Origin of the sequence: Bradyrhizobium sp. 147 (assembly GCF_023073935.1) — a bacterium.
Taxonomy (GTDB): domain Bacteria; phylum Pseudomonadota; class Alphaproteobacteria; order Rhizobiales; family Xanthobacteraceae; genus Bradyrhizobium.
Map to the genome: position 1 here is coordinate 158285 of NZ_JADPKL010000089.1, position 22899 is coordinate 181183.

General features: G+C 65.2%; 26 protein-coding genes, 1 tRNA gene and 1 pseudogene. 21 read left to right on the forward strand and 7 right to left on the reverse strand.

Annotated features, from left to right (window positions below):
• Positions 1-10 precede the first annotated feature (10 nt).
• The 14 genes and pseudogenes from IVA87_RS21880 to IVA87_RS21945 all read left to right on the forward strand — a co-directional run bounded on the left by IVA87_RS21880 (position 11) and on the right by IVA87_RS21945 (position 9923).
• Positions 11-835: an alpha/beta hydrolase gene (locus tag IVA87_RS21880; protein WP_247334945.1), complete on the forward strand. Its 825-nt coding sequence runs from the start codon at positions 11-13 to the stop codon at positions 833-835.
• A gap of 191 nt (positions 836-1026) precedes the next feature.
• Positions 1027-1470, forward strand: coding sequence for a DUF2948 family protein (locus tag IVA87_RS21885; RefSeq protein ID WP_247294442.1), 444 nt, complete (start codon positions 1027-1029; stop codon positions 1468-1470).
• 167 nt (positions 1471-1637) lie between these two features.
• Positions 1638-2933 carry a histidinol dehydrogenase gene (gene hisD / locus IVA87_RS21890; protein ID WP_247294443.1) on the forward strand — a complete coding sequence of 432 codons (1296 nt, stop codon included), beginning with the start codon at positions 1638-1640 and terminating at the stop codon, positions 2931-2933.
• On the forward strand, positions 2930-3427 hold the full coding sequence (locus IVA87_RS21895) for a UPF0262 family protein (protein WP_247281464.1): 498 nt from the start codon (positions 2930-2932) through the stop codon (positions 3425-3427). The genes hisD and IVA87_RS21895 overlap by 4 nt, the downstream gene beginning before the upstream one ends.
• Positions 3428-3432: 5 nt before the next feature.
• On the forward strand, positions 3433-3900 hold the full coding sequence (locus tag IVA87_RS21900; RefSeq protein WP_247294447.1) for a low molecular weight phosphatase family protein: 468 nt from the start codon (positions 3433-3435) through the stop codon (positions 3898-3900).
• Between the two features lie 155 nt (positions 3901-4055).
• Positions 4056-4685 (forward strand): Maf-like protein, encoded by a 630-nt coding sequence (locus IVA87_RS21905; RefSeq protein ID WP_247334947.1) that lies wholly within the window; start codon positions 4056-4058, stop codon positions 4683-4685.
• A gap of 150 nt (positions 4686-4835) precedes the next feature.
• Positions 4836-5018 (forward strand): DNA gyrase inhibitor YacG, encoded by a 183-nt coding sequence (gene yacG, locus IVA87_RS21910; RefSeq protein ID WP_247281461.1) that lies wholly within the window; start codon positions 4836-4838, stop codon positions 5016-5018.
• A gap of 182 nt (positions 5019-5200) precedes the next feature.
• Positions 5201-5276: transfer RNA gene (locus IVA87_RS21915), tRNA-Phe, on the forward strand.
• A 171-nt stretch (positions 5277-5447) separates the two neighbouring features.
• Positions 5448-5594: a hypothetical protein gene (locus IVA87_RS21920; RefSeq protein ID WP_247294452.1), complete on the forward strand. Its 147-nt coding sequence runs from the start codon at positions 5448-5450 to the stop codon at positions 5592-5594.
• A gap of 329 nt (positions 5595-5923) precedes the next feature.
• A complete protein-coding gene (locus IVA87_RS21925; protein ID WP_247294455.1) occupies positions 5924-6556 on the forward strand; it encodes a DUF1326 domain-containing protein in 633 nt (210 codons plus the stop codon).
• Between the two features lie 63 nt (positions 6557-6619).
• Positions 6620-7399 (forward strand): DUF2182 domain-containing protein, encoded by a 780-nt coding sequence (locus IVA87_RS21930; RefSeq protein ID WP_247294459.1) that lies wholly within the window; start codon positions 6620-6622, stop codon positions 7397-7399.
• A 339-nt stretch (positions 7400-7738) separates the two neighbouring features.
• A pseudogene (locus tag IVA87_RS21935) lies at positions 7739-7891 on the forward strand (FABP family protein); the annotation flags it as partial.
• Positions 7892-7932: 41 nt separating this feature from the next.
• Positions 7933-8643, forward strand: coding sequence for a dihydrofolate reductase family protein (locus IVA87_RS21940; RefSeq protein WP_247294461.1), 711 nt, complete (start codon positions 7933-7935; stop codon positions 8641-8643).
• Between the two features lie 8 nt (positions 8644-8651).
• The gene (locus tag IVA87_RS21945) at positions 8652-9923 is read left to right on the forward strand and encodes an NAD(P)/FAD-dependent oxidoreductase (protein ID WP_247334949.1); all 1272 of its coding nucleotides are present in this window, start codon (positions 8652-8654) and stop codon (positions 9921-9923) included.
• A 45-nt stretch (positions 9924-9968) separates the two neighbouring features.
• Here IVA87_RS21945 and IVA87_RS21950 read toward each other — a convergent pair whose 3' ends face one another.
• The 5 genes from IVA87_RS21950 to IVA87_RS21970 all read right to left on the reverse strand — a co-directional run bounded on the left by IVA87_RS21950 (position 9969) and on the right by IVA87_RS21970 (position 14298).
• Entirely contained in the window at positions 9969-10289 is a 321-nt protein-coding gene (locus IVA87_RS21950; protein ID WP_247334950.1) for a hypothetical protein, read from the reverse strand.
• A 185-nt stretch (positions 10290-10474) separates the two neighbouring features.
• Positions 10475-11053, reverse strand: coding sequence for a hypothetical protein (locus IVA87_RS21955; RefSeq protein WP_247281454.1), 579 nt, complete (start codon positions 11051-11053; stop codon positions 10475-10477).
• A gap of 196 nt (positions 11054-11249) precedes the next feature.
• A complete protein-coding gene (locus IVA87_RS21960) occupies positions 11250-12563 on the reverse strand; it encodes a tetratricopeptide repeat protein (protein ID WP_247334951.1) in 1314 nt (437 codons plus the stop codon).
• Between the two features lie 15 nt (positions 12564-12578).
• On the reverse strand, positions 12579-13601 hold the full coding sequence (locus IVA87_RS21965; RefSeq protein ID WP_247294470.1) for an aldo/keto reductase: 1023 nt from the start codon (positions 13599-13601) through the stop codon (positions 12579-12581).
• A 271-nt stretch (positions 13602-13872) separates the two neighbouring features.
• Entirely contained in the window at positions 13873-14298 is a 426-nt protein-coding gene (locus IVA87_RS21970) for a PaaI family thioesterase (RefSeq protein ID WP_247294471.1), read from the reverse strand.
• A 71-nt stretch (positions 14299-14369) separates the two neighbouring features.
• On the opposite strand from IVA87_RS21970, the gene IVA87_RS21975 reads away from it, so the two are divergent.
• Positions 14370-14996, forward strand: coding sequence for a CoA pyrophosphatase (locus tag IVA87_RS21975; RefSeq protein ID WP_247294473.1), 627 nt, complete (start codon positions 14370-14372; stop codon positions 14994-14996).
• Positions 14997-15052: 56 nt separating this feature from the next.
• The gene (locus IVA87_RS21980) at positions 15053-16267 is read left to right on the forward strand and encodes a hypothetical protein (protein WP_247294476.1); all 1215 of its coding nucleotides are present in this window, start codon (positions 15053-15055) and stop codon (positions 16265-16267) included.
• A 115-nt stretch (positions 16268-16382) separates the two neighbouring features.
• Here IVA87_RS21980 and IVA87_RS21985 read toward each other — a convergent pair whose 3' ends face one another.
• The gene (locus tag IVA87_RS21985; RefSeq protein WP_247281448.1) at positions 16383-16688 is read right to left on the reverse strand and encodes a hypothetical protein; all 306 of its coding nucleotides are present in this window, start codon (positions 16686-16688) and stop codon (positions 16383-16385) included.
• 193 nt (positions 16689-16881) lie between these two features.
• Between IVA87_RS21985 and IVA87_RS21990 the strand changes: the two genes are divergently transcribed.
• The 5 genes from IVA87_RS21990 to IVA87_RS22010 all read left to right on the forward strand — a co-directional run bounded on the left by IVA87_RS21990 (position 16882) and on the right by IVA87_RS22010 (position 21994).
• Positions 16882-17361: a hypothetical protein gene (locus tag IVA87_RS21990; RefSeq protein WP_247334952.1), complete on the forward strand. Its 480-nt coding sequence runs from the start codon at positions 16882-16884 to the stop codon at positions 17359-17361.
• 263 nt (positions 17362-17624) lie between these two features.
• The gene (locus tag IVA87_RS21995) at positions 17625-18572 is read left to right on the forward strand and encodes a TAXI family TRAP transporter solute-binding subunit (protein ID WP_247294478.1); all 948 of its coding nucleotides are present in this window, start codon (positions 17625-17627) and stop codon (positions 18570-18572) included.
• A gap of 112 nt (positions 18573-18684) precedes the next feature.
• Entirely contained in the window at positions 18685-20796 is a 2112-nt protein-coding gene (locus tag IVA87_RS22000) for a TRAP transporter permease (protein WP_247334953.1), read from the forward strand.
• Positions 20757-21170: a DUF1850 domain-containing protein gene (locus IVA87_RS22005; RefSeq protein WP_247294481.1), complete on the forward strand. Its 414-nt coding sequence runs from the start codon at positions 20757-20759 to the stop codon at positions 21168-21170. The genes IVA87_RS22000 and IVA87_RS22005 overlap by 40 nt, the downstream gene beginning before the upstream one ends.
• A 17-nt stretch (positions 21171-21187) precedes the next feature.
• Complete coding sequence (locus tag IVA87_RS22010; RefSeq protein ID WP_247334954.1) at positions 21188-21994, forward strand: glucose 1-dehydrogenase; 807 nt, start codon at positions 21188-21190, stop codon at positions 21992-21994.
• 63 nt (positions 21995-22057) lie between these two features.
• On the opposite strand, the gene IVA87_RS22015 is transcribed toward IVA87_RS22010, so the two are convergent.
• Complete coding sequence (locus tag IVA87_RS22015) at positions 22058-22828, reverse strand: hypothetical protein (protein WP_247294483.1); 771 nt, start codon at positions 22826-22828, stop codon at positions 22058-22060.
• Between the last annotated feature and the right edge of the window lie 71 nt (positions 22829-22899).

Genomic DNA, 22899 nt, shown 5'->3' on the forward strand with positions numbered 1-22899 from the left:
GAGCCTAGCAATGCCCACCATCACCACCAAAGACGGCGTCGCGATCTTCTACAAGGATTGGGGCTCGGGCCAGCCGATCGTGTTCAGCCATGGCTGGCCGCTCTCGGCCGACGACTGGGACGGGCAGATGTTGTTCTTCGTCTCGCACGGCTACCGCGTCATCGCGCATGACCGCCGCGGCCACGGCCGCTCGGCGCAGGTCGCCGACGGCCACGACATGGATCATTACGCCGACGACCTTGCCGCGCTGACCGCGCATCTCGACCTCAAGGACGCCATCCATGTCGGCCACTCCACCGGTGGCGGCGAGGTCGTGCACTACATCGCGCGCCACGGCGAGAGCCGCGTCGCGAAAGCGGCGCTCCTGGCCGCGGTGCCGCCGCTCATGGTGCAGACCGCGGCCAATCCCGGCGGCCTGCCGAAGAGCGTGTTCGACGGTCTCCAGGCGCAACTCGCGGCCAGCCGCACGCAATTCTATCGCGACCTCCCCGCCGGCCCGTTCTATGGCTACAATCGTCCCGGCGCAAAGCCGTCGGAAGCGGTGATCCAGAACTGGTGGCGCCAGGGCATGATGGGCGGCGCAAAAGCGCATTACGACGGCATCGTCGCGTTCTCGCAGACCGACTTCACCGAGGACCTGAAGAAGATCAACGTGCCGGTGCTGGTCATGCACGGCGACGACGACCAGATCGTGCCTTACGCCGATTCCGCACCGCTGTCGGCCAAGCTGCTGAAAAACGGCATCCTCAAGACCTACAAAGGCTTCCCGCACGGGATGCCGACCACGCACGCCGAGACCATCAACGCGGACCTCCTGGCGTTCTTCAAGGAGTGAAGCTTCGCGTGCTCCGCCGGATCTCACCATCGCTCGTCACCGCGCCATGATCCGCGTCGCCCGGGAGAGGTAAGATGCTGAAAATGGAGGATATCAATAGCCTCTAGTCCGCTGCGCAGATAGTTTGGCGCGGAAATTTCGGCGCTCGCGCGCGTTGAGTCCCGTCCGCCCTTGAAGGAGAAGCGTCGGCGATGTCTCCCCAGCTCAAACTGATCGCACTTGACGCCGACGATCTCGCTGTCATCTCGACCCATGTCCAGGACGCCCGTGTCCAGGCCTCCGACATCATCTGGCGGCAGAGCGAGAAGCGGCTTGTCGTCGGCATGAGCCGGCTGGACTGGGAGCAGACGTTGGAAGGCGAGGCCGAGCCGCGCCGGCTGGTCGCCGCGCTCCGCTTCGACCGCGTGCTTGCCTGCAAGTCGCGCAACATCGACCTCGCCGCGCCGGACAAGGTGCTGGACCTCGTCGGCATCGAGTTTCACCCCCAGGGTGGCCGCAGCGAGGAGCCCGGCGGCAGTGCCCTGCTTCTGTTCGCCCAGGGCGGCGCCATCCGCCTCGACGTCGAATGCCTGGAATGCGAGCTGACCGACCTCGGGACGGACGCGCTGGGGGCGGGTCCGGGGATCGAGGGGTGAGAATGGCATGCCAAGCCAACGCATTCCGCTGTCGTTCTGGCGAAAGCCAGGACGACAGCGGAGGGAAACGACCCGGCCCAAGGGTTGACGCCGCTTCCCCGCCGCGCCATTGAGCAGGGGTCGGGTGAGCCAATCCGCCCCAAAGACCAGCCAGAAGCCCAGCCAAAATGCCCGTTCGTCTCGACCGCAGCAGCGCCGATTTTGACCAGCGATTCGCGGCCTTCCTCGCCGCCAAACGCGAGGTCTCGGCGGACGTCGAGGCCGCCGCGCGCGCAATCGTCGACGACGTCGCCAAGCGGGGCGATGCGGCCCTGCTCGAGGCCACGAAAAAATTCGACCGGCTTACGCTGGATGCCGCCTCCCTGCGCGTCACCGCCGCCGAGATCGAAGCCGCGACAAAGGCCTGTGATGCCGCGACGCTGGACGCGCTGAAGCTCGCGCGTGACCGCATCGAGATCTATCACCGCCGCCAGCTTCCGACGGACGAACGTTTCACCGACCCGCTCGGCGTCGAGCTCGGCTGGCGCTACACCGCAATCGAATCCGCCGGCCTCTATGTGCCCGGCGGCACCGCGGCCTATCCGTCCTCGGTGCTGATGAACGCCGTGCCCGCGAAGGTCGCCGGCGTTGCGCGCCTCGTCATGGTGGTGCCCTCGCCCGACGGCAAGCTCAACCCGCTGGTGCTGGCGGCAGCCCATCTCGGCGGCGTCACCGAGATCTACCGGGTTGGCGGCGCACAGGCCGTGGCCGCGCTCGCGCACGGCACCGCGACGATCGCCCCGGTCGCCAAGATCGTCGGGCCCGGCAACGCCTATGTCGCCGCCGCAAAGCGGCTGGTGTTCGGCAAGGTCGGCATCGACATGATCGCCGGCCCGTCCGAGGTGCTGGTGATCGCCGATGACACCGGCAATGCCGACTGGATCGCCGCGGATCTGTTGGCACAGGCCGAGCACGATGCCAGCGCGCAATCGATCCTGATCACCGATTCCGCGCGGCTTGCCGCCGAGGTCGAAGAGGCAGTCGCGGCGCAGCTGAAGACGCTGCCGCGCGCTGCGATCGCCGGCGCCTCGTGGGCCGATTTCGGCGCCATCATCATGGTGAAGGATATTGCTGGCGCCATCCCGCTCGCGGACGAGATCGCCGCCGAGCATCTCGAGATCATGACGAGCGATCCCGATGCGCTCGCCGCCAAGATCCGCAATGCAGGTGCGGTGTTCCTCGGTGCGCATACGCCGGAGGCGATCGGCGATTATGTCGGCGGCTCCAACCACGTGCTGCCGACAGCGCGCTCGGCGCGGTTCTCCTCGGGCCTGTCGGTGCACGACTTCATCAAGCGCACCTCGATCCTGAAATGCGGCCCGGATCAGCTGCGTGCGCTAGGTCCGGCCGCGATGACGCTTGGACAGGCGGAAGGGCTGGACGCCCATTCGCGCTCGATTGGATTGCGCCTCAATCAGTCATGACAAGGCCGCCCGAACAGGACGACTCGACCAATCGCATCGTCGGCGTCACGCTGGACGAGGACTCGATCGGCCGTTCCGGGCCGGACATTGAGCATGAGCGCGCGATCGCGATCTACGACCTGATTGAGCAGAACTTGTTCGCGCCCGACGGTGCGGAAGGGCAGGGCCCGTTCACGCTGCATATCGGCATCACCGGCAACCGCCTGATGTTCGACATCCGCCGCGAGGACGGCACGCCCGTGGTCGCGCATCTGTTGTCGCTGACGCCGTTCCGACGGATTGTGAAGGACTATTTCATGATCTGCGACAGCTATTATCAGGCGATCCGGACCGCGACGCCGGACAAGATCGAGGCCATCGACATGGGCCGCCGCGGCATCCATGACGAGGGATCGCGCACGCTCCAGGAGCGGCTGAAGGGCAAGGTGCGGGTCGATTTCGAGACCTCGCGCCGGCTGTTCACGCTCATTACTGTCCTGCACTGGAAAGGCTAAGCGCGATGGCGGCGCCGCCACGCGCACGCGATCCGCAATCGGTGCTGTTCGCCTGCGCGATGAACAGCGTGCGCTCGCCGATGGCAGCGAGCCTGTTGCAGCACATGTTTCCGCAGGGCCTCTACGTGAAGTCGGCCGGTGCCAGGAAGGGCGACCTCGATCCATTTGCGGTGTCCGTGATGGCCGAACTCGGCCAGGACATCTCTGCCCACAAGCCGCAGACCTTCGAGGAGCTGGAGGATTGGGAGGGCCTGAACTTCGACCTCATCATCACATTGTCGCCGGAGGCCCACCACAAGGCGCTGGAGCTGACCCGCACGCTCGCCGCCGAGGTCGAATACTGGCCGACGCAGGATCCCACCACCATCGAAGGCAGCCGTGACCAGAAGCTCGCCGCCTATCGCGCGGTTTGCGATCAGCTCTTGATGCGCATCCGCAGGCGGTTCGCGAAGGTGGGTGCGGCGAGCGGATAGCATGCGGCGTGCGTAACACCCGCGTCACAGAGCGCACGCACACGCGTGTTGGCAACTCTCGAATCACCAAACCTCCGGTTCCCGGGTTGTGAAACCGGCCCCCTTCCGATAGGTTCCGCGCGCAATTCACCCCGCTTCATCCCCCAAATCACCTGATGCTCGGCCGCCCCAAATTCGTACTTGCCTCCGGTTCGCCGCGGCGCCTTGCGCTGCTCAATCAGGCCGGCATCGAGCCGGACGCGCTCCGGCCGGCCGACGTCGACGAGACGCCGAAGCGGGGCGAGCTGCCGCGCGCCTGCGTCAACCGCCTTGCGAGGGCCAAGGCCGATGCGGCGCTCAAATCGGTGCAGCTGGATGATGAGCTGCGCGGCGCCTTCATCCTCTCTGCCGACACCGTGGTGGCGGTCGGCCGCCGCATTTTGCCCAAGGCCAACCTGGTCGACGAAGCCGCGCAGTGCCTGCGGCTGCTCTCGGGCCGCAACCACCGCGTCTACACCGCGATCTGCGTCGTCACGCCGCGCGAGGCCTTTCGTCAGCGCCTGGTCGAGACCCGCGTCCGCTTCAAGCGCCTGTCGGAAGACGACATCCAGGCCTATATCGGCTCGGGCGAATGGCGCGGCAAAGCCGGCGGCTATGCTGTGCAGGGCATCGCCGGCTCGTTCGTGGTCAAGATGGTCGGCTCCTACACCAACGTGGTCGGCCTGCCGCTGTACGAGACCACGACCCTGCTCGGCGGCGAGGGCTTTCCGATCCGCTTCGGCTGGCTCAACGCCACCGCGCTGTGAGCACGACAGCGCCGTCGACAAAAATCGCGAAACAACCCCATGCGCAGTAGAATGGCCCCACCGGCCCGCCGCGCGAACGCCTGCGCCGCCGAGGAACCCGTTTTCCCGCCAGGCTGTTGAACTCCTTCACCTCGTGTAAGCGCCGACACCATGAACGATCACCTCAAAACGCCCGCCAAACCCCTCAAGACCTGCCCGATCTGCGGAAAGCCGCAGTCGCAGGCGACCCGCCCGTTCTGCTCCTCGCGCTGCCGCGACGTCGACCTGAACCGCTGGCTGAAGGGCTCCTACGTCATCCCCGGCCGCGACGACGAGGTAGACGACGTAGAATAGAAAGCAATATCAATGATTTGTTGAGTTCAGGAACGCCGCGCGCAGCCGCGGCGATACTGCCCCACCTTGTGCACAGCCGGGCCGCGCCCGGCGCAGCCTTCAGGCGAAGGCGGGTGGACAGGCCGCTCTCGGCCCACTATAAACCGCCCGCTCGATGGGCTTTGGCCCCTCTCTTGGAGCACGCCCAGGTAGCTCAGTTGGTAGAGCATGCGACTGAAAATCGCAGTGTCGGTGGTTCGATTCCGCCCCTGGGCACCAACTACGCTTTCTCGCGCTGAAGCACGAAGTTAAGTAAGGCCAAGATCGGCACGCGTTACGCGCGCGCTGGCCGTTCCTGGCTGGGCATATGCGACGGTCTACCTGCACCTCCAGGCGAACGCCGGAGCGGCGCAGAATTTCGTCACCAGCAATGGCGCGCGCGGCTCGGTTGTGACCGGACTCAACGCGCATGGGGACGCCCTTGCTCTTGGCATCACCTACACCTCTCCCTTTTCGGTCCTGGGCGGCCAGGCCGTCTTCTCGCTCATCACGGCGCCGGGTAACGTCGGCATCGGCATCGACGCCCAAACCCTCTAGCAAGCCGGCGTTGCGCAAATGAGCGCCATCTCCGCCGGGTCACTTCAATGCGGCACTGAGCCAGCATCGCTGCAGATGGCCTGAAAGGTGGCAGTTCGACGTCCCAAGAGCCCGCTGCTCTGCCGCATCCGCTCGCTGTACGCGCCCGGCTGCAGCTGATATGCTCTTGGCCATAGGACGGTAAATGGCAGCTGGCCACAGACTTTCCCGCGATGCCGGCCTTCTGATCGGATTCGATCCCGCTCGCATCTTCTCGCAACGCCTCGATATAACGCTGAACAAATTCGTCTACGGCTGCCGCGTCCCTCGCTCACATTGGGAGATGTGCCATGGCTGCATCGGACTGGCGTCTCGAAGGCGAATGGATGAAGAATTGCACCTGCGCGTTTGGCTGCCCCTGCGATTTCAATGCGCCGCCCACCAAGGGCTATTGCAAGGGAATGTTCGGCATGCGGATCGCCAAAGGACATTTCGAGGGAACCAGGCTCGACGGTCTCTGCTTCGCGATCACGGTCGATTTCCCCGGCCCGCTGCATGAAGGCAACGGGACAATCCAGCCCATCATCGACGAACGCGCCGCGCCGGAACAGCGCCAAGCGTTGTTCAATATCTTTTCAGGCAAGCATTCGGCCGAGGGTACGTTTTTTCAGATTGTCAGCCTCATCGTCACCAAGATCCACGATCCGATTTTTGCCCCCTTCGAATTTTCCTTCGACAAGGACGGCCGCGTCGCAAAACTCATCGCCACGGGCGTGCTCGAGACCGACGTCGAGCCGATCAGGAATCCGGTGACGGGTGATCCGCATCGCATCCAGGTGGTGATGCCCGAGGGATTCGAGCACAGGGCTGCCGAGGTCGCGTCCGCCAACATCCGCTCGACCGGTGCGATCCCGTTCGAGACCCAGGGCACGCACAGCTCGCTCGCCCATGTCGTGCAAACGCCCGAGGGCATTGCGGCATGATGCGGCGCTGACATCGAGACGAGGCCTCGGTGTCGGCGCCTCATCGCGATCCTGGAAAAGTCCATGCGGGGGCGCGTGATGCTGGAACGCCTACTTCACCGCGACCGGCTGATCGTCGCGATCGGGACCGCTACGGTGGCGGCGCTCGCCTGGGCCTATCTCGCCGGGGGCGCCGGCATGGACACCGAGATGATGGCCGCCATGCCGGACATGGCGCCAATGCCGTGGACGCCACTCTACGCTGCGCTGCTGTTCGTGATGTGGTGGGTGATGATGATCGCGATGATGGCGCCGAGCGCGGCACCCACCGTTCTCTTGTATGCGACCGTCAAGCGCAAGCAGGAGACTGCATCCCGGGCCGCAATCGACGCCTGGATCTTTCTCGCCGGTTATCTCGTGACATGGGCGGGGTTCAGTGTTGTCGCGGTCGTGGCGCAATCGGCGTTGGAACGCTTGGGATTGCTGTCGATGGCGATGGCCAGCACCAGCGCAATCTTGGGCGGCAGCATTCTGCTGGCCGCAGGCCTCTACCAGTTCACGCCGCTCAAACATGCCTGCCTGCGCTACTGCGACAGCCCGCTGCTGTTTCTCAGCCGGCATTGGCGGCCCGGCACGCGCGGAGCATTCCGGATGGGAGTTCGCCACGGCAGCTATTGCGTCGGCTGCTGCTGGTTTCTGATGGCATTGCTGTTCGTCGGCGGCGCGATGAATCTGGCCTGGGTCATCGGCATTGCGCTCTATGTCGCCGCTGAGAAACTGCTGCCGCTCGGCCGGCGATTGAGTTATGCGGCGGGCGCGGTCCTCATCCTGTCCGGCACGATCGTTCTGGCGCGCGCGATGTGAGAGGCCGGGACCGATGACCAATGCTATCGCCTTCCAGCCGCCTCCGTGGTCAAACTGATGTCGTCAGAAGGATTGAGCTTTGCCCCAACCAAAGCTTAAGGCTGCTTCACCTGGCTTCGCGCTATGAACAGCACCCGCGCGGCGCTTGCGGCCGCGGCGCCACCAAAGTCGTGGCGACGGGCCGTGAGGAGGCTCAGCTCCACTTCGCTCCCTTGGCAAGGTCCTTCCAACAACCGTCTGCGCGTGGCGCCTATGTCCATTCGCAATTGTGAGACTTGAGCACGAGCCGCGTTCCCGCCTCCGTGCTATTGCTGCTCCTCGCAATCCCGCGAGGCCCCCATGCTCCCTACTCCCGCCGACATCTTCACCGAGCCCGAGGACGTTTCGCCCGACGGCCTTGCCAATCTCGGTCCGCTCCGCCGTCTCGCCGGCAGTTGGCACGCGGACAAGGGCCTCGGCGTCAATCCGAAGGCGGAGGGGCCGGAGCAGCGTGCCAAGGCTGGCGGATCGGCGGCCTGAGACCGGAGAATCACATGAAGCCTTATGTCATCTGCCTGATGCACGCCAGCCTGGATGGCCGCACGCATCCCAGCCGCTGGCGTCCGAAGGGTGCGGGCACGGATTGGTTCGAGAAAATCCATGACGAGCTCGGCGGCGACGCCTGGGTGATCGGCCGCGTTACTGGCTCGGAATTCGCCAAGGGCAAGCCGTATCCGACCGGGACGAGCGAGAAATTTCCGCGCGAGAACTGGTTCGCACGACGCGATGCGAAAAGCTTTGGGGTCGTGCTCGATGCGCAGGGCAAGATCGGCTGGGGCCGCTCCGACATCGGCGGGGATCCAATTGTCGTCGTGCTAACCGAAAGCGTGCCGGATTCGCATCTCGCAGGGCTGCGCGGCGAGGGTGTGTCCTACGTCTTCGCCGGCAAGTCCGAGATCGATCTGGCGCTGACGCTGGACATTCTCAGCCGTGAGCTCGGCGTGAAGCGTCTGTTGGTGGAGGGCGGAGGTATCGCCAATGGCGCGTTCCTGCGCGCGGGTCTCATCGACGAATTCAATCTGATCCTCAGCCCCGCGGTGGATGGCGCGAGCGGCGCGCCCTTCGTGTTCGACTCGGCGGCCGCGGACAGCGACAAGCGTGCGCCCATCGTGGCGATGACGCTGGAGAGCACGCGCGAGCTCGGCGGCGGGGTCCTGCTGCTGCGCTATCTGATCCAGAACGACCCGCAGGCCGTGGCCAAGTAAGCGCCGGCATGTCGGAATCATCGGAGCACATCGTCATCGTCGGCGCCGGCGCCGCCGGCCTGATGGCAGCGCGGGAGCTGGCGCGTGCGGGCAGACGCGTGACCATCCTGGAGGCGCGCGAGCGCTGCGGCGGGCGCATCCATCCGCTGCCGGGATTGCAATTCGGCTATCCCGCCGACGGCGGAGCCGAGTTCGTCCATGGCGAGGCGCCGGTCACGCGGGCTTTGCTGCGCGAAGCCGGGCTGTTCCTTCAGGAGATCGAAGGGACGCAATGGAGCTTTGACGGCACAAGCCTCTCGCGTGAGGACCGCCACGATCCGCATGAGGCGGAGCTGCAAGCCGCGCTGCGGGACTTGAAGAATGATCTGACTGTGGCCGATTTCCTGCGCCGTCATTTTGCCGGGGAGGACTATGCGCGGCTGCGCCATTCGATCGAGCGGATGGTCGAGGGCTATGACGCGGCAGACCCCGAGCGTGCTTCGACGCTGGCGTTGCGCGAGGAATGGATGGATGGCGGTCACGCTCCGCAGGCGCGCATCAACGGTGGCTATGCCGCACTGATCGATTTTCTGGCGGCCGAGTGCCGCGCCTGCGGCGTTGCGATCCGGCTCGGTTGCGCCGCGTTGGCGATCGTGGAAGAGGGCGGCGCCGTAGCGATTCGCTGCGCCGGCGGCGATGGGCTTGTCTGCGACCGGGCGATCCTCACCGTGCCGCTGCCGCTGCTGCGCGAGATCGCGCTGCCGGCGAGCGTAAGCGCGAGGCTTGCTGCCGCCGACGACATCGGCTTCGGCAACGTCATCAAGATCCTGCTTTGCTTCGCGCGGCCATGGTGGCGCGACCGACAAGACGACCTCGTCGACATGACCTTCCTGCTGTCCGACGAAGCGATTCCGGTGTGGTGGACGCGATATCCTGACCAGCATCCCCTGCTCACCGGCTGGTTCGGCGGTCCACGGACGGCGGCGCTGTCGCATCTCGATTCGAAAGGACTGATCGAGGCCGGGCTCGATTCGCTCGCCGCCATCTTCAAGCGGTCACGCGAGGACATCGCGCGCGATCTCGTGGCGGCGGCCGCGAGCAATTGGGCGCACGATCGCTTTGCCCGCGGCGCCTATTCCTGGGCGACGCCGCGGACGCGCGAGGCGCAAGCGATACTCGCCCGCGCCGACGGCTTGGTGCTGTTGTCCGGCGAAGCGCTCTACCGCGGCCGCGATATGGGCACGGTTGAAGCGGCGCTGACGAGCGGCCTGGAGACGGCAGGGATGATCTTGCGGAGCTAAGAAAGAAGGCCCGCATCTCTGCGGGCCTTGCGGGCCCTTTTCGTCTTACCAGCGACCGCCGCCGAAGCTGAACGTTACGCCGGGACCACCGCCGTAATATCCGTACGGGCCGCCGCCATAATAGCCGTGGTGCCGCGGGTAATAGCCGTAGCTGCGGTAATGGGGGCGATAATGGCCATGGTGGTGATGACGCCAGTGATGATGGTGCCGATGGCCGTGATAATAGTGCCTGTGCTGCGCGCTGATGTCGGTCGATCGGCTGTCTTGCGCGTTCTGCTTCGCGCTCGAATTATTGGCCGCGTTCGCCGCAGATCCCCCGGCAAGCGCCGCAGCACCGATGGCCATCGCGACAAAGAGATACTTCATGTCATCACTCCGGTTGAATGTCGTGTGACAACAGATGAGCATGCAACGCGTTCCCACCAGAGCGGGCGTCGAAACGACGCAGCGTCTGACGTCCGGTTCGTGCGAATGACGCGTGTCGTCGGATTTATTGTCGCAAGGTAGGCGTTGTTGCGCCGCTGCCATCATGCCGCCGCGAACAGAGGATGCTACTTGAACGGATCCTGAATCGACGGCGCCGATTGCCGGATACGGCGCACGCTGACCGGCGTGCCGTCGGAGACGAACAAGAGCTCGTAGCGCCGGCCTTCGCTGTCGGTGGCGGAGCAGGTGACGTCGTTCACCTTCCTGGCGGCGAAATTGCCGGTCTGGCGGCAGATTCCGGTGGAGGTCTGCTCGGACGGCACCGGCAGGCCGTCGACCTTGGGACGGTCCTTGGAGTTGAGCAGCATGCGGTCGATCGGCAGCTCGTAGGAATTGTCGTCGGCGCGCTTGCCGTTCTCGCCCGAGAACGACACCACATGATTTGCGTCGGTGGGATCGTCGACCGCGACCGCGAAATTGACCCGGCCCTTGTCGCCATGGGCGTAGGCGATCGTCTTGCAGGCATAGGTGCGCCCGGCGACTTTGAGCGTCTTGCACTTGCCCGACATCAGCGCCAGCAGGTCAATGAAGGCGTTCTGCTGCTCGAGCGGATTTTTGACGGGAATGGGAGCGGAAGACTCGGCAAAGCAAGGGCTTGCCAGGGCAATGAGGGCGGCACCGAGGACCGGTCGGCGGAGGCGCATCGGAAGGCTCATATGCCAGAGAACCAGGGAAAAGCTCCGTCCGATAAGCATCGAACCGCAAATTGGCTGCGATCCCGTGTGCCTTGCCCAACCCATCTGGAATACCACCGCGTCATCCCAACGGCGATTCGCCGAAATCGCCCAGCCTGTCCCAGCCGGCACTTGCCGTCAGGCTAGTGTTTTTTTGGTGGCAGAGCTAGCCCATCGCCGCCTGCCAACGCCGATCGCGCAAGGATGGCCGGCGGTGCAGGCGGGCGTCGAGCACGGCGCGGGCGCGGGAGAGCTCGCCGCTGCGCATCAGCGCGACGAGGTAGGTGTCCTCGATCAATTCGCGCTGGGCGTGGCTGCCGCCGATGCGCACGACGTCAGCCAGCACCGGCGCGAGCGTTTTCACGCACGCCGTGTAATCCTCATCCGCAAAGGCCAGAAGCGCGCGGCAGATCGCGGGCACCACCGGGCCGGCCGGCAGCTTGCCGTCCGCGAGCCGCTGTTCGATCACCGCAAGGCGCGCGGCAAGCGCCTCGTGATTCTGCGTTGCGGCGGCGAGCAGGGCCATGTGGACGTCGGCGAACGGCAGGCTCGACTTCGGAAACAGCTCTTGCGCGGTGGCATCGGCATCGAGCCAGAGCGCCTTCGGTACGGTGTGGCCGTAGGTCGAGAGGCGCCACAACAGCGATGCGGCGTCGGTGATGACGTTGAGCGGCGGCGCCTGCGTCACCGACGGCTGGAGCACGTCGGCATAGATCGACAGCGCCCGGGCTGCATCGCCGTGCTCCAGCGCGCCGAGCGCCTGGTGCCAGCGGATGTGACCGTGCAAAATTCCGGCCCGGTCGTAACACGGGATCCAGTCGTCAACGAGACGATCGGCCGCCTCGAACGAGCCGTCCTCGAACATCGCATGCAGCACGGCATGCGCGGCATGGGCGTTCGCCCGGCGCAGTCCGAAGCCGCGCTCGGTGACGTCGCGGCCGCGGGCGACGTCGCCATCCTCCGTCATCGCCCAGCCATACATGGTGAGAAACCACCAATCTTCGCCATAGTGCTGCGCGACGCTCTCGCAGAGCTCATGCCGGGCGCGGTCGTGATCAGCCATGCCGGAGAAGGCGAACAGACCGAACGCGCCGAGCGGCAGCGACAGCACCAATGCATCGCGCGGCCATGTCTCGACGTGCTTGCGCGTCGCCGCGATCGCCTCGGGCAGCCGTCCCGCGATCGCCAACGCCAGCGTCTCGACATGGGAGCGCTCGCGTTCGGTGCCGCGTTTGGCCACGAGCTCGCGCGCGATCGCCGCCTTGCCGCGCGCGAGATCGCCCTGCTGGTAGAACGCGTGCACGCGGGCGCGGGCGATATGGGCCAGCGCGAAATCCGGGTCAGTCGCAATCGCGCGCTCCAGCGCCTCTGCCGTGCCGGTCCACCCCGAGAGCATGAGGTCGACGCCGTCGCGATAGGCGGAGGCTGCCGCATCGGATGTGGTGGAGAGCGGCAGGCCGTAGCGGTCTTCGTGAGCCATGGTCGTCTCCGCAGTTCAAGCCGTCCGCGCCCGGCGTCCTTCGATCGGATAGGCGGGATCGTTGTAGCCTGGCGTCGAGGGATGGCCCGGCACGACCAGCCGGTCGATCAGTGCCTCGTCCTCTGCGGTGAAGCGATAGTCGAGCGCGCGGATGTAGTCGTTCCACTGTTCTTCCGTGCGGGGGCCGGCGATGATGGAGGTCACGAAAGCGGAGTTCAGCACCCAGGCGACCGCGAACTGGCCGGCGGTGATGCCCTTGTTCTCGGCGTGATGCTTGATCTCTTGGGCGAGCTGGAGCGATTCCGGCCGCCATTCGGTCTGCATCATGCGGGTGTCGTTGCGGCCTGCGCGCGTCTCCTTGTCGGGGGGCGCATCGGGCTTGTATTTGCCGGTGAGTACGCCGCGCGCCAAGGGACTGTAGGGCACGATGCCGAGGCCGTAATAGGCGCAGGCCGGAAAATGCTCGACCTCGGGCATGCGGTTCATCGCGTTGTAATAGGGCTGACTCACCGCGGGCCGGTCGATGCCGAGCCGGTCGCAGATGTTGCAGATCTCGGCGACGCGCCAGGCGCGGTAGTTCGACACGCCGAAATAGCGCACCTTGCCCGCGCGGATCAGGTCGCCCATCGCGCGCACCGTCTCCTCCAGCGGCGTCGCGTGGTCTTCCTTGTGCAGATAGTAGATGTCGATGTGGTCGGTGCCGAGCCGCGTCAAGCTCTCGTCCGCTGCCTGCAACACCCAGCGCCGCGACAGCCCGCCGCGATTGGGATCGTCTCCCATATCATGGTTCATGCGATTGGCGAGTTTTGTGGCGAGCACCCAGGCGTGACGATTGTGGGCAATCGCGCGTCCGACGACCTGTTCGGATGCACCCTTCGCATAGGCATCTGCGGTGTCGATGAAATTGATCCCGGCATCGAATGCCTTCGCGACGATCCGCTTGGACGCGGCTTCATCCGTCGGCCCGCCGAACATCATGGTGCCCAGACAAATCGGCGACACTTTCAGGCCGCTACGGCCAAGCTGGCGGTATTGCATGGGCTGTCCTCGATATTGGTGGAGGGCAGCATAGCCAGCAACGCCGGTCATTGCGAGTGTAGCGAAGCAAATCCAGAGATGTGTCTGCGGAGGGATTCTGGATTGCTTCGCTGCGCTCGCAATGATGGTGGGCACGCTTGTGCCTCATATTTAGTGTCATCGCCCGCGAAGGCGGGCGATCCAGTACTCCGAGACGGTTGTGATTGATTGAGGGGCCGCGGCGTGCTGGATTCCCCGCCTTCGCGGGGAATGACAGCCGTGGGTGTGGAATTTACCCCGGCCCCTTCAAGAACTTGAACACGCCATTGGCCATCACGATGCAGCGGTCATCGACCGAGACCTCGGTGCTCATGAAGATCAGGCTGCGCGTCGCCCGCACGACGCGCGGGCGGGAGATCAGGATGTCGCCGATCTGGCCGGCCTCGACGAAATGGGTGTCGAGCTGCACCGTCGCCATGAACTCCTTGCCGGAGACGTAGCGGGCGGTCATGCCGCAGGTGCGGTCGGCGAAGGTCATCATCACGCCGCCCTGGACCATGCCGCGGCGGTTGTGGTGCTTGTCTTCGGTGGCGAGCGCGAACTCGTAATGGCCGTCGACCTTGCGTTCCCACAAGGGGCCGATCAGGTGCATGAAGCCGGTGGTCTCGAGAATGGTCCAGCCCTCTGATTTCAGGCTTGCGGCGGCCTTGTTGGTCATGTCGTCGTCCATTCCTGTGCGGCCCTTGCGATCTCATTTCATCGAGGCCGGACGTGGTGTAGTCAAGCATCATGAGACCGTTCGACGATGCCACACGGCGGAATATCGCCGCCGCCTGCGCGGCCTTCGCGCGCCTGCCTGAGGAAGAAGCGCCGGCGGCATTGAAGCGTGCCGCGGTGGCAGTTGCGCTGACCGCGGCAGGCGAGGGCGATGACACTGCGTTGCTGCTCACGCTGCGCGCATCGCATCTGCGTGCCCATCGCGGCCAATGGGCCTTGCCGGGCGGACGTTGCGATCCCGGCGAGACGCCGGTCGAGGCGGCGCTGCGCGAGCTCGACGAGGAGCTTGGCCTTCGCCTCACCAGCGCCGACGTGCTCGGCACCCTCGACGATTATCCGACACGCTCCGGCTATCTGATCACGCCGGTCGTGGTCTGGGCGTCGGATAGCGCCGTGATCAGGCCGAACCCGGACGAGGTGGCGTCCGTCCATCGCGTCGCGCTCGCCACGATCGAGCGCGAGGACGCTTTCGACTTCGTCGCGATCCCCGAAAGCGCGCGACGCGTGATTCGCTTCCATCATCAGGCGAGCCTGATCCACGCGCCGACGGCCGCGCTCATCTACCAATTCCGCGAGGTGCTGGCGGGCCGGCACACCCGCGTGACTGAGCTGGAACAACCGGTGTTCGCCTGGAAATGACGATGGTAAACGGCACGTTAACGTGACGGTTACCGGATGCCTGCTAAGAGGGCAGCATGCATCACCCACCGATTCGACGCGCCCTGACGCTGGTTCCATTCGCGCTCGTGCTGCTCGCACCCGCCGCGCGCGGCGGCGCCGATGCGCTTCCGCCCGCCGTCAGCAATGCCAACGCTCAGCTCCTGTCGCAGTTTTTTGCGCAAGGTGGGGCCTCGCCGGCTGTGCTCGAATATCGCCGCAAGCTCGCGGAATATCAGGCGGCGCGGGCCGCCTTCGACGCCGAAGCGGGCGCCTATTGGAGCCAGATTTCGGAGAAGCGCCGCACCCGCAACGCCAAGCGGCGCAGCGGCCAACAGATCACGCTCGACGATTACGTGCTGGAGCATCCGCCGCTCTACAGCGGGCCGAAGCGCCCGGTGAACCCGGAGCCGGAGGAAGCGCCGGAGCGCCCGCCACGAAAGCCCATTCCGGTGGTCGCTGATTTCCTGCGCGCAGCGCAGGAGCTCTACCAGTTCACGCCGCAGCGCCCGACCAACGAGGTCGAGTTCAAGCGCGCCTATGCGCGCTACGCGCTCGCCTCGGGGCTGACGCGGGAGCAGGCCGTGCGGGTCTACTCGTTCGAGACCGGCGGCACCGGCAGTTACGACGTGCAGGCGGGAATCGAGCATGGTGGCAAGCGCGCGATCTCGACCGCGATGGGCTACAACCAATTGCTCACCACCAACAGTGTCGAGCTCTTGGCCGAGCAGGGCCATGAATTCATCCGTGCGCTTTCGGAGAAGGTGGCGCGCAGCTCGGGCCCGGCGCGCCAGGCGCTCGAGCACAAGCTCGCGGTACTGAAGAAAATGGTCGCGCATGCGAAGTCGGTGCCCGACACCTGGTCCGAGCACGAGAAGATCGGCAACACCGCCCAGGGCTGGGCCATGCATGCCATGGTGCTCGACGTCGATGTCGGCCCGATGCTCCAGACCCACAAGCTCCTGACCTCGGTGCTGTTCGCGCGGGCCAAGGGCTATACCCGGCCGCTCAGCGCGGCCGAGCTCGAGATGATGAACCTCACCGGCGATGGCACCGGCCTCGACATGGTGACGATGCCGCAGGCGATGCGCGAACAGGTGCCGACCTCGAACTTCTTCCAGCGCGGCGGCTACGAGCGCAATCCGGTCGCGATCCGCCACAACACGGTGGCGAAGTTGCTGGCGGTGACGGATGATCGCATGGACTCGAACAGCAGCAAGGCCGGCGCAAAGGAGCTGGCGGGGGCGTTTTAGTGAGCGCTGTCGTAGGTAGGCAAAGCGAAGCGTACCCACTGGAATACTGGATCGTCCGCCTTCGCGGACGATGACGCCGAGTGTGTGGCGCCGCTATCGCCCACCAGGTCAAGCCCTACTGATCCGGCCCGAACTTGAACTTGCCGTCGCCTTCGAGATACGGGCCGGTGCGCATGTAGAGCTGGCCGTTGTGGCCGATGAAGAACAGCGTCCCCTTCGGCACTTTCTTGGCGCCCTTCAGCAGCTCGCCGGCATTGCTGGTGCCCATCTTATAGGAATAGGTCTTGCCCTCCTTGTCGTAGGCGTAGCCCGTGTCGGGCTTGAGCTCCCACGGCGTTGCCGCGGTCTGCGCCAGTGCGGGCGCGGCAACGGCGCCGAGCGCGACTGCAATTGCAAATGACTTGGTTGAAAATCCCGTCATTCCCATCCTCCCACCGTCGGGACATTCTGGGTTTGAACAAATCACGAACGGTATTTCCGGGTCAATTCGCGAAAGCGCCGCAGCGCATCACGTCTCGCCCAGCGGTTTGTGATTTTCCCTTCGTCCCCTCGCGACTATGTTCCGCTTTCCGTCTAGAACGCAACTCGACAAATTATGGGTGGGGATGATTCGGATGCGCCATGTGATTAAACTCTGCTGGGCTGCTGCATTGTCACTGACGGCGCTGGCACCAGCCGCCCGGGCCGATGATTACCAGCTCAGCCACAACCAGCGCATTTCGTGCAGCCGCGGCCTTGCCCCCGGCAAGCTGAACACCGCGACCTGCAAGTCCTACACCTATCTGTTCAACACCAAGACCTCGGAATATTTCCGCTGCCAGGTCTCGCTGGCGCTGACCCGCGACAACAAGGAAGTCATCAACGTCCAGACCGACGGCGGCTGCACCAGGAAGCCGCGCATCTTCGAGACCGACGGCAAATACGATTTCGACGCCACCGAGACCGAGCCGCCGAACACCAACTCGTTCTTCGGCCCCGGCGGCTATTCGGTCTGGGCCGCCGATGCCGGCGCGCAAAAGGTGCGCGGCTGCATCATCATCTCCTCCGGCCTCGGCTCCGATATCTCCAAGTGCCTGGACATGACCTTCCAGTGAGGGTGCGCTCCCTCCTGCTTGCGGGGAGTGTTGGCGAGAGCGGGCATCCGCGGTCGGGGCAATCCCCCTAGAGGAGAGAGCCTCGCGACCTCTCCGCGAGCGGGAGAGGCGAGCGCTGCGCCACCTCGCCGCACCCCGCCGGGTTCCCCAAAAAAATCGAGCCGGAACGGCCGTTTACCGCAGTCCTGTTTTGCCTTTTGGATGGGTTGACCCGTCCCCTTCATCCGGCCAATTTCGCCGCCGGTTTGGGGAGTACAACAACCATGAAACGGACGATCTTCGGCGTAGCCGCGGCTCTTGCTCTGGCGGCGTCGGCGCCTTGCGCTCAGGCGCAATCCTTCATCAATGTGCTGACCGGCGGCACCTCCGGCGTCTACTATCCGCTCGGGGTCGCGATCGGAAAGATCTACGGCGATAAGATTCCGAATGTGAAGACGCAGGTGCAGGCCACCAAGGCGTCGGTCGAGAACCTCATCCTGCTGCAGCAGGGCCGCGGCGAGCTCGCCTTCACGCTGGGTGACTCGCTCAAAGCCGCCTGGAACGGCGAGGAGGAGGCGGGCTTCAAGACCAAGCTCGACAAGCTCAGGACCATCGGCGCGATCTATCCGAACTACATCCAGATCGTTGCGACCACTGAGTCCGGCATCAAGACGCTCGCCGACCTCAAGGGCAAGAGCCTCTCGGTCGGCGCGCCCAAATCCGGCACCGAGCTCAATTCCCGCGCGATCCTCGCCGCCGCCGGCATGAGCTACAAGGATCTCGGAAAGGTCGAATATCTGCCCTTCGCCGAGTCCGTCGATCTCATGAAGAACCGCCAGCTCGCTGCGACGCTGCAATCGGCCGGCCTCGGCGTCGCCTCGCTGAAGGACCTGTCGACCTCGAGCCCGATCACGGTGGTGTCGGTGCCGAAGGAGACCGTCGACAAGATCGGCCCGCCCTTCATCTCCGCGATCATTCCGGCCAACACCTACACCGGGCAGGACAAGGACGTGCCGACGGCTGCCGTCGTGAACTACCTCGTGACCAGCTCGGCGGTGTCGGATGATCTCGCCTATCAGATGACGAAACTGGTCTACGAGTCGCTGCCCGAGCTCGCCAACGCGCATGCAGCCGGCAAGGAGATCAAGCTCGAGACGGCCGCCAGCGGCAGCCCGGTTCCGCTGCACCCCGGCGCGATCCGCTATTACAAGGAAAAGGGGCTGATCAAGTAATACAGGTGCCATGGCCGGGCTCGACCCGGCCATCCATCCACCAGGATTCATCTTTCGATGGATGCCCAGGTCAAGCCCGGGCATAACGATTTCAGGGCGCGGGGACATATCGATGTTGCAGGCAGAGGGCACCGAAGCTGCGCCCATCAAGGTCGAGTTCGACAATTTCGAGCACGGCTTTCCGGAAGGCTTTGGTCCGGGCTGGTGGGGCCATCTCGCTTACTGGATCGGAATCGCGTTTGCCACCTTCCAGCTCTATGTCGCCGCCTTCAACTATCTGCCGAGCCAGGTGGTGCGCGGCGTCCATGTCGGCTTCCTCGTGCTGCTCACCTTTGGCCTGATCGGCAATTTCACCGCCAAGAGTAATTTCGGCCGTGCGCTCGGCTGGGTGATCGGCGGCGCCGGTTTTTTCTGCGGGCTCTATCAATGGATCTTCTATGCCGACCTGATCGCCCGGGACGGCGATCCCACGCGGCTTGATCTCGTCGTTGGCACGCTGCTGGCCGTGCTGATCTTCGAGGGCACGCGGCGGCTGATGGGCGCGGCGCTGCCGCTGATGTGCGGCGCCTGTCTCGTCTACTGGTTCTTCGGCCAATATCTGCCGTCGCCGCTCAACCATCGCGGCTATGATTTCGACCAGATCGTCACGCATCTGTCGTTCGGCACGGAAGGCTTTTACGGCGTGCCGATCTACGTTTCGGCGACCTACATCTTTCTGTTCATCCTGTTCGGCTCCTTCCTGGAGCGCGCCGGCATGATCCAGCTCTTCACCGACGTCTCGCTCGGCCTGTTCGGCCGCACCCGCGGCGGACCTGCCAAGGTTGCTGTGTTCGCCTCGGGCATGATGGGCACGATCTCCGGCTCCGGGGTTGCCAACGTCGTCACGGTTGGCCAGTTCACGATCCCCTTGATGATCAGGTTCGGTTACCGCCGCGCGTTCGCGGCGGGCGTCGAGGCGACGGCCTCGATGGGCGGGCAGATCATGCCGCCAGTGATGGGCGCGGTTGCCTTCATCATGGCCGAGACGCTCGGCGTGCGATATTCGGAGATCGTGAAGGCGGCGGCAATTCCTGCGATCCTGTATTTCGCCTCAGCGTTCTGGATGGTGCATCTGGAAGCCGGCAAGCACGGGCTCGTCGGCATGAAGCGCTCGGAGATCCCGAGCGCCTGGAAGGCGCTGGTGACGCGCTGGTATCTCGTGTTGCCGCTCGCCGCGCTCGTCTACATGCTGTTCGAAGGCTTTACGCCGCTCTATGCCGGCAGCATGGGCCTTGCGCTGACCGTGGCGCTGATCCTGGGGACCAGCATCACGGCCGGCATGTCCGCGACGGTCATTCGCTACATCTTCTGGATCGGCCTCGCGCTGGTCGTCGCCGCGCTGTCGCGCGACGGCCTCCAGATCGTGCCGGTCGCTTGCGTCGTGGTCGGGCTCATCGTGATCACGGCGTTCGTGCGCGGCGGCTTTGCGGCGTTGCGCGCCTGCCGTGATGCCTTGGCCGAGAGCGCCAAATCCGCCATCACCGTCGGCATGGCCTGCGCCATCGTTGGCGTCATCATCGGCATGATGTCGCAGACCGGTGTCGGCACCATCTTCGGCGGCTGGGTGATTGGCCTCGGCGAGAAGAGCCTGTTCTTGGCGCTGATCATGACCATGCTGCTGTCGATTCTGCTCGGCACCGGCATCCCGACCATCCCGACCTACATCATCACCGCCGCGCTCGCCGCGCCGGCGCTCGCCAAGCTCGGCGTTCCCCTGATCGCGAGCCACATGTTCGCGTTCTATTACGGCATCATGGCCGACCTCTCGCCGCCGGTGGCGCTCGCCGCGCTGGCGGCGGCACCGATCGCGAAGGAGAACCCGGACAAGATCGGCTGGGAGGCGATGCGCATCGCGCTCGCCGGTTACGTCATCCCCTTCATCTTCGTCTATTCGCCTGCGCTGATGCTGCAGGCCGGCGATCCCATGGCGGCCAAGCTCGGCTTCTACGGCGCGGTGGCACTCGCGAGCTTCAAGGCGCTGGTGGCGATTGCGCTGTTCGGCATGGTCGCGATCGGCTTCCTGTTCACGCGGCTGACGCTGGTCGAGCGGCTGGTCGCGCTCGGCGCCGCGTTCTGCCTGCTCGGCGAATTCCCGTTCAGCGACACGGCCGGCTTCGTGCTCTCCGCGGCGCTGGTGCTGTGGCAATGGCACCGGCGTCCGCCGGCGGCGGTCGAGGCAGTGTGAGCCTCTGCTTGGCAACGGCAGGCGGCGTCAAGGCGCTGGCGCTGTCCGCCTTCACGTTGGCCTGGACGCATTCGATCGCGAAGGTCGAGTGGCAGGAAGACTGGCGGGCCACGCCCGCCGGCCTCGAATTGGTGCAGGCCCGCGTCAAGGGCACTGGCCCCGGTATGGAGCCGCCGCCCGCGGCGCGGCTGGTCGACGGCTGGTTTCAGTGGCAGCCGAACCGCGCGCCGATGCCGGAGGTGGTGCTGGGCAATTCGGGCACGGCGGGGGAGTGGCGGCTGTGCCATGCTGGAAAGTGCCGGACATTGTCAGAGATTGTCGGCCATCCGATCGGTGCTAACGTCACCAAAATGAGCATCTGCGAACAACAATAGAAATAAGGGAGATCACGATGGATCGGCTCAACGGCAAGGTTGCCATGGTGGTGGGCGCCGGCTCGATTGGACCCGGCTGGGGCAACGGCAAGGCGACCGCGGTGACCTTTGCGCGCGAGGGCGCGCAGGTGTTTTGCGTCGATCGCAACGGTGCGGCGGCCGAGGAGACCGCGAAGATCATCAATGGCGAAGGCGGCAAGGCGACGGCATTCACGGCCGACGTCTCGCGGCCTGCCGAGATCGAGGCGATGGTGGCGGCGTGCCTGAAGGCCCATGGCCGCATCGACGTGCTCGACAACAATGTCGGCATCGCCGAGATGGGCAGCGTGGTCGAGGTGACCGAGGAGAGCTGGGATCGTGTCTTCAGCGTCAACCTCAAGAGCGCCTATTTCGCTATGAAGCACGTCATTCCCGTGATGGTGAAGCAGGGTGGCGCCTCGATCATCAACATCTCCTCGATCGCTTCGATCCGCCACATGGGCATCTCCTACGTCACCTACGGCGCCTCGAAGGCGGCGATGAACCAGATGACGCGCACCACCGCGATCGAGTTCGCGCGCCATCATGTGCGGGTCAATGCAATCCTGCCCGGCCTGATGAAGACGCCGATGGTCGAGCACTCTGCCGGGCTTGCCGCGAGCTATGCCAAGGGCGACGTCGAGGCGATGTGGCGCGCGCGCGATGCGCAGGTGCCGATGGGCCACATGGGCGATGCCTTCGACGTCGCCAACGCCGCGCTGTTCCTGGCGTCGGACGAGTCGAAATACGTGACGGGGATCGAGCTCGTGGTTGATGGCGGGATCACCTGCAAGGCGGGGGCCTAGGCGCCGCCGTCGTGCCGGATCTGCGCTTCGCTCATCCGGGACGACAGCGGAGGTGAGAGCTACCTACTGTGCCAGCGCCAGAATCCCGCCCGCAAACGCGTGCCAAGCCGCCGTCTCGCTGACCGGCCAGTTCAGCACCTTCACCGCCAGCAGTGCGAGCGTGCCGTAGATGTAGACGAGATGCACGCGGCCCATGGTGCGCCAGTCGCGCACCATGGCGACGAGGAGCAGGAGCGAGGCGACGGCGGCCGGCGCGATGGTGACGGGCACCGGCGGCGGCCCCGGCGGTCCTGGAGGCGCGAGGAAGGTGAGGAACCAGCGCGCGATCGCGGCATCCAGAATTGACACCGCCGCGAGCAGCATCAGGCGCTTGTGGACCTCGGGTCTCCGCGCGTTCACGATCGCGAGCACGAATACCATCGCGAAAAACGCGATCCCGCTCATCGGGACGATCGAGAACGCGATGCCGGCCTCCTTCTGCCCGAGCGTGGCGGAATGCTGCATCACATGCACGGAGGCCAGGAAGCCGAAGATCGTCATCGCGGTCGCGAGCGAGACTCCGGCGATGCCGAGTGCGCGGTGATTGGCCACGCGGCCCGAGGCTGCGAGCCAGGTCTGAAGCACGAAATAGAGTGACCAGGTGAAGAACAAGAGACCGTGAAAATGAATCACGGGACTTGCGGAGAATGTCCGGTTGGCAAGCGGCACCCAATAGGTCGGTGCAAAGCCCAGAAACGCGGTAGCCGCGCAAGCGAGCGACATATGGGGATAGAAATATCGTGCTGGCGACGCATCACGCGCGCGGACACGACGGTCGTCGATCAGGGTCGTCATCTGGAATGAGTCTGGCAAGGCGGGGTTTGGTTCAATCCCGCTGTCGTCCCGCACAAGTGTAAGCGCAGATC

What these genes read in the sequence shown, in the direction of transcription:
- IVA87_RS21900 (WP_247294447.1), top strand. Translation starts at nt 3,433, where the DNA reads ATGGCGGCGCCGCCACGCGCACGCGATCCGCAATCGGTGCTGTTCGCC.
- IVA87_RS21950 (WP_247334950.1), bottom strand. Translation starts at nt 10,289, where the DNA reads ATGAAGTATCTCTTTGTCGCGATGGCCATCGGTGCTGCGGCGCTTGCC.
- IVA87_RS21930 (WP_247294459.1), top strand. Translation starts at nt 6,620, where the DNA reads ATGCGGGGGCGCGTGATGCTGGAACGCCTACTTCACCGCGACCGGCTG.
- IVA87_RS21945 (WP_247334949.1), top strand. Translation starts at nt 8,652, where the DNA reads ATGTCGGAATCATCGGAGCACATCGTCATCGTCGGCGCCGGCGCCGCC.
- IVA87_RS21980 (WP_247294476.1), top strand. Translation starts at nt 15,053, where the DNA reads ATGCATCACCCACCGATTCGACGCGCCCTGACGCTGGTTCCATTCGCG.
- IVA87_RS21970 (WP_247294471.1), bottom strand. Translation starts at nt 14,298, where the DNA reads ATGACCAACAAGGCCGCCGCAAGCCTGAAATCAGAGGGCTGGACCATT.
- hisD (WP_247294443.1), top strand. Translation starts at nt 1,638, where the DNA reads ATGCCCGTTCGTCTCGACCGCAGCAGCGCCGATTTTGACCAGCGATTC.
- IVA87_RS21885 (WP_247294442.1), top strand. Translation starts at nt 1,027, where the DNA reads ATGTCTCCCCAGCTCAAACTGATCGCACTTGACGCCGACGATCTCGCT.
- IVA87_RS22000 (WP_247334953.1), top strand. Translation starts at nt 18,685, where the DNA reads ATGTTGCAGGCAGAGGGCACCGAAGCTGCGCCCATCAAGGTCGAGTTC.
- IVA87_RS21985 (WP_247281448.1), bottom strand. Translation starts at nt 16,688, where the DNA reads ATGACGGGATTTTCAACCAAGTCATTTGCAATTGCAGTCGCGCTCGGC.
- IVA87_RS21880 (WP_247334945.1), top strand. Translation starts at nt 11, where the DNA reads ATGCCCACCATCACCACCAAAGACGGCGTCGCGATCTTCTACAAGGAT.
- IVA87_RS21895 (WP_247281464.1), top strand. Translation starts at nt 2,930, where the DNA reads ATGACAAGGCCGCCCGAACAGGACGACTCGACCAATCGCATCGTCGGC.
- yacG (WP_247281461.1), top strand. Translation starts at nt 4,836, where the DNA reads ATGAACGATCACCTCAAAACGCCCGCCAAACCCCTCAAGACCTGCCCG.
- IVA87_RS21955 (WP_247281454.1), bottom strand. Translation starts at nt 11,053, where the DNA reads ATGCGCCTCCGCCGACCGGTCCTCGGTGCCGCCCTCATTGCCCTGGCA.
- IVA87_RS21975 (WP_247294473.1), top strand. Translation starts at nt 14,370, where the DNA reads ATGAGACCGTTCGACGATGCCACACGGCGGAATATCGCCGCCGCCTGC.
- IVA87_RS21995 (WP_247294478.1), top strand. Translation starts at nt 17,625, where the DNA reads ATGAAACGGACGATCTTCGGCGTAGCCGCGGCTCTTGCTCTGGCGGCG.
- IVA87_RS22015 (WP_247294483.1), bottom strand. Translation starts at nt 22,828, where the DNA reads ATGACGACCCTGATCGACGACCGTCGTGTCCGCGCGCGTGATGCGTCG.
- IVA87_RS21925 (WP_247294455.1), top strand. Translation starts at nt 5,924, where the DNA reads ATGGCTGCATCGGACTGGCGTCTCGAAGGCGAATGGATGAAGAATTGC.
- IVA87_RS21905 (WP_247334947.1), top strand. Translation starts at nt 4,056, where the DNA reads ATGCTCGGCCGCCCCAAATTCGTACTTGCCTCCGGTTCGCCGCGGCGC.
- IVA87_RS21940 (WP_247294461.1), top strand. Translation starts at nt 7,933, where the DNA reads ATGAAGCCTTATGTCATCTGCCTGATGCACGCCAGCCTGGATGGCCGC.
- IVA87_RS21960 (WP_247334951.1), bottom strand. Translation starts at nt 12,563, where the DNA reads ATGGCTCACGAAGACCGCTACGGCCTGCCGCTCTCCACCACATCCGAT.
- IVA87_RS22010 (WP_247334954.1), top strand. Translation starts at nt 21,188, where the DNA reads ATGGATCGGCTCAACGGCAAGGTTGCCATGGTGGTGGGCGCCGGCTCG.
- IVA87_RS21965 (WP_247294470.1), bottom strand. Translation starts at nt 13,601, where the DNA reads ATGCAATACCGCCAGCTTGGCCGTAGCGGCCTGAAAGTGTCGCCGATT.
- IVA87_RS21990 (WP_247334952.1), top strand. Translation starts at nt 16,882, where the DNA reads ATGCGCCATGTGATTAAACTCTGCTGGGCTGCTGCATTGTCACTGACG.
- IVA87_RS22005 (WP_247294481.1), top strand. Translation starts at nt 20,757, where the DNA reads ATGGCACCGGCGTCCGCCGGCGGCGGTCGAGGCAGTGTGAGCCTCTGC.